The following is an 8,828-nucleotide window of genomic DNA, read 5'->3' on the forward strand; positions in this document are numbered from 1 at the left end:
GAATCTGAGCGCAAACTAATCTGACGAGACACCTAACCAAAAACTGGTATTCGTCAGATCAGATGCCGACTTCTACACGTGAGTAAATTTTAGGTCGTCTTGAACGGCTCAGTTCAACCCTTTATATTTGAATTCACTGACTCATTTCAAACCTTAATATTTATCTACAAAAAGGTGTTTTTTTTCCGATAGTAATATTCTATAACGCCATCTAAATATCCTTGTGCAAAGGCTGCATGAGGGCTTTTGTGCCGTACTTTTCCTGCTTGGCTCTCAGGTAAACTATCTAGATCCAAATTAAAATTTTCATCTCGCTTAAAGCCTTTTTCATACCCCTTTTCATATGAGCAGGCAGCGCATTTATGACGACCATCTCCCCCCTGATCAACTGGTAAAGACTCAAACCTGTCATAATGTCTATGTTCCTTTTTACATATGTCCATTCAAATATCCTCATCAACTTAATTTTGACCAAATATCTGCCCTACTTTCCTGCGTAATTAATTCTATAGCTTGGATAGCTGCGGTATGTTTACCTTTTGTAAAACAACCAATTTCCAGTGCTCGCTCCAATCTTGGAATTACATCTGGAACATAGCCCAATAAATTACACATATTCTCTGCCACATTATCTGCACCATCTAGCATCGCCGTATCCATTGCACTAACAATTTTCACTAATTGTAAATCGCTTATTAATTTTAATCTGTTCAACAGGTAAGTTCTTCTAGGGTCATCGGCATTTACAGGAAAGTATAAACATATCCGATAACCAGCCTTAGCGACTGTCCAATCGTCGTAGATTAAAGAAAGAAAAACCTCGACCAGTTCTTCCCATGTTATGGACGCTTCATTAAGATCAGTGCCGGAGCGGCTAGAATTTTTGAGCATGGAGCAAGTACTAGAATTATCAAAAACTCTGTTAATACGCGTCTGTTCAGTACTTTGAATCAAATGTGGGAGAGTTTCGGAGTTAAGTTCATTTTCACCTAAAGACAACCTAACAGACCATGGACCTGCACTTTTTAGGCGTTCTTCAGAAATTTCAGTTAAATTAATCCAAACAGCTCTTTTTATTGTAGGGTCGAATACAACTCCAACTATAGGCATTGTGCAACGTCGCCAATACTCGAAATGAGTTTTATCACCTTTAAAGGAATATGTCCCAGGAGCACTTCTCTGAAAGCTTTCCCCAGATTTTATTTGAACCCCAATGAAATGTCCCGTCGCAACCCTTTCGATTTGAGGTTCAATTAATCCGTCAATTCCCACATCAAACATTCTTATGGGTCTAAAGATAGTATTGTTGGAGCTACACAAAAATTGTAGAAAAGATACCCCTAACTCACCGGTGAATGTTTCTTCTTTGACTCCTGTCATCTACAATAAGTCCTCTATTTAGGCTTGCTCCAATATCCTTGTTGCTTCCAACGCATCTCTAAAAATATCTAACGCAAACGCTGAGTTTGTAGTTTTGATTCTCCCACCTCCAACCTTTGTTAATTCTCCTTTTACCGTTAACGACCCAAAGTTAGACTCAAACATGATACTGTCAATAAGATACCTTCGGTTAGATATGATGGAAGAAAAAGCTTCTCTTACATCTGAACTTCCCTTTACAGAAATTTTTGCTGTTGATGTTTGAGAGGACTTTATTCCGAAGGCTGATATTTGCAGGACTTGGGTAGTATCAGCTTGCTTCTCAATCGCTAACAACCAGTCCTTTGGACATACATTCAGCTCTGAAATCACAAGTCCTAACCCAGTCAAGTCATGAAGTTTGTTTACAAATTTCCTTAATGACCTAGGCGGCTCCATTATAAGTAAATAATTAGAATCCAATATCCAATCAAAATTGCAAGTGTAATACGAAATTGACTCCACTTCAGAAGTCACACCAAAGGGATCTTCAATTACTGATATTTGAACAACTTTTTCAATATACTTTCCAATAAGCCTGTTGGAATATGAGGTAGAAAGTAAAAAACCGCTACCCGTACTTTCATTGTACTGATGTCCTTTCATCAATCTTGCTAATTGGTTAATAGAAATTGGTAGCTCCGAATAAAGCCATTTCGCTTTTATCATTTCTATTCCCCATAAGCTTCTATCGCCATTTTTAACGCGATTTCAGAAGCATCTCGAAGTCTTACATTATATTTTTCATTCTCATATGGTGTTGCTGATTTTCTAGAAACGTTGTGCTCTGTTGTCTTTTCATTGAAATAATAAAGTCCTCGCACAGTATACATAAAGTCGATGCACTTATCTGGAGCTCCAAATTTTGCCTCAAACTCAACCTTAGGACCATTCTTAGCCTTATCAATCGCTGTCCATATAATACGATAGATATAAAATCCTTGAGAATGAAGTTGTTTGAATTCATTAGACTCCAAAACACCTGCACCAGCTAAAGCGGCTTTATTTATATATGACGCCAACCTTGATTTAGCGGACTCCTCATCATCAAAATCATCCATTTTCCCTTCATCGAAATGGTATACGTCAACGCTAGTAACTGTATCAAACTCAAAATCAGGTACATTTTTGATCAGATCATCAAAAAACTGGCTTCTCAGCGACGCATCCGCTATTGCCTCTAGAGTTATTTCGAATTCTTCTAGTTCTTTACCATCCACCACTGCTTGGGACTTCAACACTTTTTTCAGTTTATCTGCTACATCCTTGGCTTTCTTTGTTGATGGCATTTTCATAACCACACCATCTTCGCTTTCTTCAAGCTGAATGACGCAAGTTTTCACAGTACGCTGACGGAGTTCTGTTTTTGTAAAGTCATGGTCAACATATGTGACAGTCAAAGCTGATTTACCATTGGATTTAGTAATTTTAGCGGAGTCATCTCCATTCGAGATGATATTAGCTTTTACGGTATCAAGGGCTGTTTTTAATTGTTCGCTATCGATCTCCCCCTTTAACTTAGAGTGAGTGACTTTGTCTTTTCGATTCGGATTTTCAAGTAACCTTCCAATCCATTTAAAATCGGAATAGCCCATTGTCAAAGAACTAATTTTTTCAACTAAGTATTGCTTTGAAGAATTACCTGAAACCAAAATTCCACGTTGTCTGAGGAACGCAACCAATTCAGCTTGCGTCACTTTTTTATGTTGTAACGCATCAAAAATATTTTTATCAGTTGGAATATAGATTGATGGTCCTGTAGTTTTAGAAGTCATCGCGCATTCCTATTTCCATGGGATTGAAAGCTCTAGTGAAGTTTGTAATCTGCTCAGCCTCTATACTGTCCATTTGCAACATTCTTCCTTCATCGTTTCCCCACATTGCTAAATATTCATGTTTTGCCTTCTCAAAATTTGCAGAAGCATGTGAACACGCTTTTGTGAATCTAATTCTGATGGAGTAGTCGCTACTAAACATTTGGTAATGAGACATTGCATCTATTAAATAAACAAACTCATCAACAGTTTCACCAGATAAGTGGTAATAAATTACAAACCCACTTTTATATCCATCACCTGACCGATGTTTTATTACAAGCCATGGTGCAGTAAGCGCTTCTATGGTTGCAGGCTTATTCCATTCGTCACCTATTCTTCTGGACCTAATCAAGTCAGGGTAGAAAAATGTATAATCTTGAGCCCCCGGAAATGAGTCATCTGCTTTTAGGGCTTTCATATCACTAACAACATCGCAAAGTGTTTGAATAAGATCAGGCCCAATGATCAACAGCTCATTAGATTCAGCTATATTTATATCTCTGAATTCAATCTTTTCAACAACTTGACTAAAATCTTTATCGTATTTGTCGTCGTGGTTATAGATGAACAGCATCCCGACAACTTCTCCAAACCCAACATCAGTAAGCAAAAATTTTTCCTGCCAGCTTTCGCTAATGTTCGCACATTCCACTGACATCGCGAGGCTTTTCAAAGCTTCAGTCAATCTGGATTTACTTATACTTTTAGCCTGGTAACTCTTTAAGTCGGTATTAAAATATTTCGTATTCCCGGAGTAGGGATCGTCGTAATAAAAGACGACATCTGAAGGGTGAGTTTTCTTTTTATGTTCAGCAATTTCACAATCCCAATCTACATCGGTTGGTTTGCATACTTTCCACTTGAACCACTTGAAGATATCTCTAGAGACAATTTTGGCAAGCTTCTCTATATTTCCTGTTTCGGACATATCCATTCCCTTTTATTTTGCATCTGACAGGCAACATTTTTACCCACCTTAGTGCAAGTATTTCAGAGTTCACTTTTTGACACAATCGCTTTAATCGCAAAATTCAGTTATTCGTATGATTTTAAGATATTTTTTTATGTTAATTAGGCGATGGAATCATTATTGAGATTTCATCCGCTCTTTTAGACAAAGCAACTCAATTAACTGATAATAATGTGAATTTGACTGAGAAGCTCAAATTTCAATCTTCCAAAAACACTACGGTTATGTCAGATATTTCCAGAGGGCTCCGCATGTCGACAACACCGTGCGAAAGGGCGGGAGATTGAAGTAAAACGGGCGAAGCCGTTTTATTTGAGTTGTATCCTTCACCAATCCCCCCCTCCAAAACAAATCACAATTTCACTATGCCATTCCCTCAATTGACCTCAGGTCATTTAATCTGATTCGGTCAGTGACCGATTATTGTCGTTTACTGACATCGCACTCTGCAAAGAATCATCAGATGCTATAAGCACCATTTTCAATACAGGTGCAGATGCGTTCGAATGGAAAACTTTAATCAAAACCGACGCTGGTTTATTAAGTCATTAGCCGGTTCAGGTATGGCATTAGCGGTGGTACCGCACTTACCTTTGCTGGCCGCTGAAGCGGAAAAGGCCGGGTCTGACTGGTGCGTTTATGTCACCATTAACAAGGACAACAGTGTGCTGATGTCTTCTCCCGTTATGGATATGGGCCAGCACATGAAAACCACCGGGCCGATGATTTTGGCCGATGAAATGGATCTGGACTGGGATCTTATTGAGTTTACTAAAGACTGTCCTGCCTGGTTGAATAAAAACGACGAAGGGGCTGTAGGTTACCAATATTCTGACATGGGCACCGGTGGCAGCCACGCTGTACGCCGAAACTGGCAATATATGCGAGAAGCTGGGGCAACAGTTCGGCAAATGTTAGTCAAGGAAGCCGCCAGTCAATGGCGCTTATCTCCTGCTCAAATGGCTAAATTGCAAACCAAAGCGAGTTACGTTATCAATCCGGAAACCGGCGCAAGCCTGAGCTATGGCGCCCTTGCAGACAAAGCGGCTTTGCAAACGGTAGATCAGAGCGAATTACAGCTTAAAGGCAAGTCTCAATATCACATAATGGGTAAAGACACTCACACCATTGATTTAAAAGATATTGTTACCGGCGAACCGACGTTTGGCATTGATATGGATTACCCAGACGCGTTGCAGGCGGTGATTGCACGGGCACCGCAAATCGGTGCTGATATCAAAGCTTACGACAAGCAGACAGCGCTTAAGGTGCCCGGCGTAAAAGCCGTTGTTGAAATTCCCAGAATGATGGGCAAATACTGGGGCGACGAAGATAAGCAAGAAGTCGCCAATGGCGTTGCCGTCATTGCCGACAACTTATGGGCCGCCATGAAAGCCAGGGATGCTTTAAACGTACAATGGAAAGTTAATGAGCAGTTTCAGGGGCAGGATTCCGAGCTGCAGTCGCAACAGTTTAACGAACTGGTAAACAGTGATAAAACGGCAACTGAACGCAAAAAAACAGGCGATGCCCGAGCCTGGCTTGCCAATAATCCCCATCTGGACCAGGTATATGAAACTCCGTTATTCGCTCATGCTTGCATGGAGCCCTTCAACTGTATCGCAGATATCAGAGAGAGCGACGCTACCATTGTAGTAGGTCATCAATTTCCCAATATCGTAGCCGAAGAAGTCGAGCAGAATACCGGTATAGATGCACTAAAGGTTGAAGTAATTAGCAAGCGCATGGGCGGCGGTTTTGGACGCCGCTTCGAAAGAGACTTTGTGCGAGAAGCTATTTACCTGTCAAAAACGCTGAAACACCCGGTAAAAGTTACCTGGACGCGGGAAGATGAAATCAGCCATGACTATTTTGCCCCTGCTTATGTGATGCGCATTATGGCTGGCAACAATAAAGAGGGTAAACCAACAGCCTGGTTGCATCGACAAGCGCAGACTCGTGGCGGTGCCAGAGATGACTGCTTCCCCAATCACCTGATCCCAAATTTTCAGACGGAACACTTTACTGAACTATCAAAGATCCCAACCGGCCCCTGGCGCGGCCCGGCACATATGCAGTGGACATTTGCATGCGAGTCTATGACAGACGAACTCGCCCTGGATGCCGGCATAGATCCTCTGCAGTATCGCCTTGAAATGCTGAAACCCCACAAAGAATATGCCTATGAAGGCTGGGGGGCAGACGTGATCGATTCTGGGCGTATGGCCAGGTGCTATGAAGAAGCCGCACGACTGGCACAGTGGCACAAACCTCGCCCTAAAGGTCATGGCTTGGGTGTTGCGGGTCACTTTACCTTTGGTAGCTACGCCGCCTTTGTGGTGGAAGTAAAAGTGATGGATAACCATTTGAATATCCTTAACGCCTGGGGAGCCATTGATTGTGGCTTTGCCATTAACCCCAACCATATCCGCAATCAGATGGAAGGTGGATTTATTGACGGAATAAACGCCACCCTGTTTAACAAAGTGAATGTGGTAAATGGTACTGTGCAGAATAACAATTTCGACACCCTGCCCTTTATGCGGATGCAGCACGCACCCAGAGATATTCCCGTGAGCATCATCAGCAATGACTATCCTCCAACCGGCGTTGGAGAACCGCCCACCGCACCAGCAGCGGCGGCATTATGTAATGCCATCTTTGCCGCCAGTGGCAAACGAATTCGCAAGCTTCCCATTGCAGAACATATGTCTGTTTAGTGTAACCTGATGCAAAAGAGAGCAAAATGACTATTCAATTTACCCTTAACAACAAAGCTGTTTCTGTCTCCGAAGAGCTGGCTGATATGCCACTGTTGTGGTTCATAAGAGAAAACGCAGGACTAAAAGGCACTAAGTTTGGCTGTGGTATTGGCCAATGTGGTGCCTGTACCGTACATTTTAATGGTGAGGCGACCCGCTCATGTTTGTTGAAGATTGAGCACCTGAATGGCACCAAAGTAACCACTATCGAAGGTTTGGCTGACGCTGATAAGTTGCATCCTGTGCAAGAAGCCTGGATGCAGGTGGATGTACCTCAATGTGGTTATTGCCAGGCGGGGCAAATCATGGCTGCGGCTTCTTTGTTGCAGAAGAATCCCAACCCCAGCGAATCTGATATCGATACTCAGATGACCAATATCTGTCGCTGCGGCACTTACACCAGGATAAGAAAAGCCATTCATCTGGCGGCGGATAAACTGGCAAGCCAAAACTTTGAGCTTGCTAAAGAAGTCAGTTAAACCAGAATATTGGGGTTCAGAAACAATCCTTCTTTGCACACCTGAGCTGTTGTTTAGCTGATATTGGTAACCACTCATCTCAGGTGCTGTTGCAATCTTTTCCAAGACCGCCAATGCTTGCTCACCAATTTTTACAGCACACTATAAACAACAACATGATATCTAAATTAAAATCACTCTCTGTCAGCCTTTTATTGATCTTCTGCTTTTCCGCAAATGCAACAGATTGCAATAATGCCTGTATGTTGCAGGAAGCAGAAAAGTACTTTCAGGCACTGGATCGCGTAGCAAAACGGGACTCGACACAGCAAGATATTGATGACTTAATCGGTATGATGCATGACAGCGTTAAATATGAGCACATCGAATACGGCGCTAATTTCGATAAAAAGACCTGGGCAGAAGCATTTACCCGGCAACTTAAAAAGGGCGCGTACCAGAACGGTCCCGAGAACGAAATTAGAATTTTAAACGTGATCTATGGTAAATCCCATGCAGCGATAGAGTACTCGCACGGTTTGCTTATGGATGACGGAACATGGCAGCCCGACAAGAAAATGTTTGCCCTGTTCGGTTTTACCGAAAATAAGATTTCGCTCATCAGAGAGTATTGGTAGCGGCTCGGATTACCCAAACATTGAACGTTTGAGTAGTACATCATCCGCCGTCTCGTATAAATCGTACTGCACTTGATCATGAAGCCAGGCACCGGCGCTAATATTGGTTACGGATTCCAACTTACGAGCAAACTCAATCGATACTCTTACATGTCCACTTATAAATCTTGAAAAATGTTTAGCAGAGAATCCCATCAGCTTTGCAATTTCAGGATGCTTTTAATCAGTTTTAGACAAACAACGCCTTTTAAACACGTCCGACGGTTTAGGCCGATATAAAGACTCTGGACGACCTGTACTTCAGACTGAAAAACAAAACTCGGTGACATGGCTCGTAAACGCTCAAATCAACGTTGTAGTAATCGCCTCGCCAAAAATCGCATATCACGGCTCCGCAAGGTTCTACATTATTAACAGTTATGGTAACAGACCAATTTTCGTTTGATTACATCAATATTATCGTATAACCAAAAGGGTAAGATGAGCATCAATTCCCGATTAGACGGGTAAATCCGAATTCTGTTGGGACAAATTTGGGACACGTTGAGTATTAATTCGTGATAGGACGTTTTTACATTTCTCACTTTACCCTGAACTTAGAAACAACCACCAGAGGCGGACAAGATTGCAGGAGCAAATCTTGGACATCCGAAGGATGGTCGCGAAGCGATAAATTTCAGGGACGAAATCGGCGTTTTTCAAGGTAGTTGTCGCCTAAGCCGTTAAGCTGCTTCTTTTTTGCTCTCCGGATTAAGTTCCACAAC

At 42.0% G+C, this 8,828-nt stretch carries 8 protein-coding genes; 3 read left to right on the forward strand and 5 right to left on the reverse strand.

Features of this window, described 5'->3' with window-relative positions:
- Positions 1-164: 164 nt before the first annotated feature.
- The 5 genes from AC0J20_RS22795 to AC0J20_RS22815 are packed head-to-tail and all read right to left on the reverse strand — an operon-like array spanning position 165 to position 4,164.
- The gene (locus AC0J20_RS22795) at positions 165-443 is read right to left on the reverse strand and encodes a hypothetical protein (RefSeq protein WP_473023514.1); all 279 of its coding nucleotides are present in this window, start codon (positions 441-443) and stop codon (positions 165-167) included.
- A gap of 13 nt (positions 444-456) precedes the next feature.
- Entirely contained in the window at positions 457-1,380 is a 924-nt protein-coding gene (locus AC0J20_RS22800) for a DUF4365 domain-containing protein (protein ID WP_473023515.1), read from the reverse strand.
- A gap of 18 nt (positions 1,381-1,398) precedes the next feature.
- Positions 1,399-2,088 carry a hypothetical protein gene (locus AC0J20_RS22805; protein WP_473023516.1) on the reverse strand — a complete coding sequence of 230 codons (690 nt, stop codon included), beginning with the start codon at positions 2,086-2,088 and terminating at the stop codon, positions 1,399-1,401.
- A 2-nt stretch (positions 2,089-2,090) separates the two neighbouring features.
- Positions 2,091-3,194 (reverse strand): hypothetical protein, encoded by a 1,104-nt coding sequence (locus AC0J20_RS22810; protein ID WP_473023517.1) that lies wholly within the window; start codon positions 3,192-3,194, stop codon positions 2,091-2,093.
- The gene (locus tag AC0J20_RS22815; RefSeq protein WP_473023518.1) at positions 3,184-4,164 is read right to left on the reverse strand and encodes a PD-(D/E)XK nuclease domain-containing protein; all 981 of its coding nucleotides are present in this window, start codon (positions 4,162-4,164) and stop codon (positions 3,184-3,186) included. The genes AC0J20_RS22810 and AC0J20_RS22815 overlap by 11 nt, the downstream gene beginning before the upstream one ends.
- Before the next feature lie 500 nt (positions 4,165-4,664).
- On the opposite strand from AC0J20_RS22815, the gene AC0J20_RS22820 reads away from it, so the two are divergent.
- From AC0J20_RS22820 to AC0J20_RS22830, 3 genes are all read left to right on the forward strand, one after another.
- Entirely contained in the window at positions 4,665-6,926 is a 2,262-nt protein-coding gene (locus AC0J20_RS22820; protein WP_473023521.1) for a xanthine dehydrogenase family protein molybdopterin-binding subunit, read from the forward strand.
- A 26-nt stretch (positions 6,927-6,952) separates the two neighbouring features.
- Positions 6,953-7,447, forward strand: coding sequence for a (2Fe-2S)-binding protein (locus AC0J20_RS22825; protein WP_473023519.1), 495 nt, complete (start codon positions 6,953-6,955; stop codon positions 7,445-7,447).
- Positions 7,448-7,602: 155 nt separating this feature from the next.
- Positions 7,603-8,064 carry a hypothetical protein gene (locus AC0J20_RS22830; RefSeq protein ID WP_473023520.1) on the forward strand — a complete coding sequence of 154 codons (462 nt, stop codon included), beginning with the start codon at positions 7,603-7,605 and terminating at the stop codon, positions 8,062-8,064.
- Positions 8,065-8,828 lie beyond the last annotated feature (764 nt).

This window comes from Planctobacterium sp. R6 (assembly GCF_055755215.1).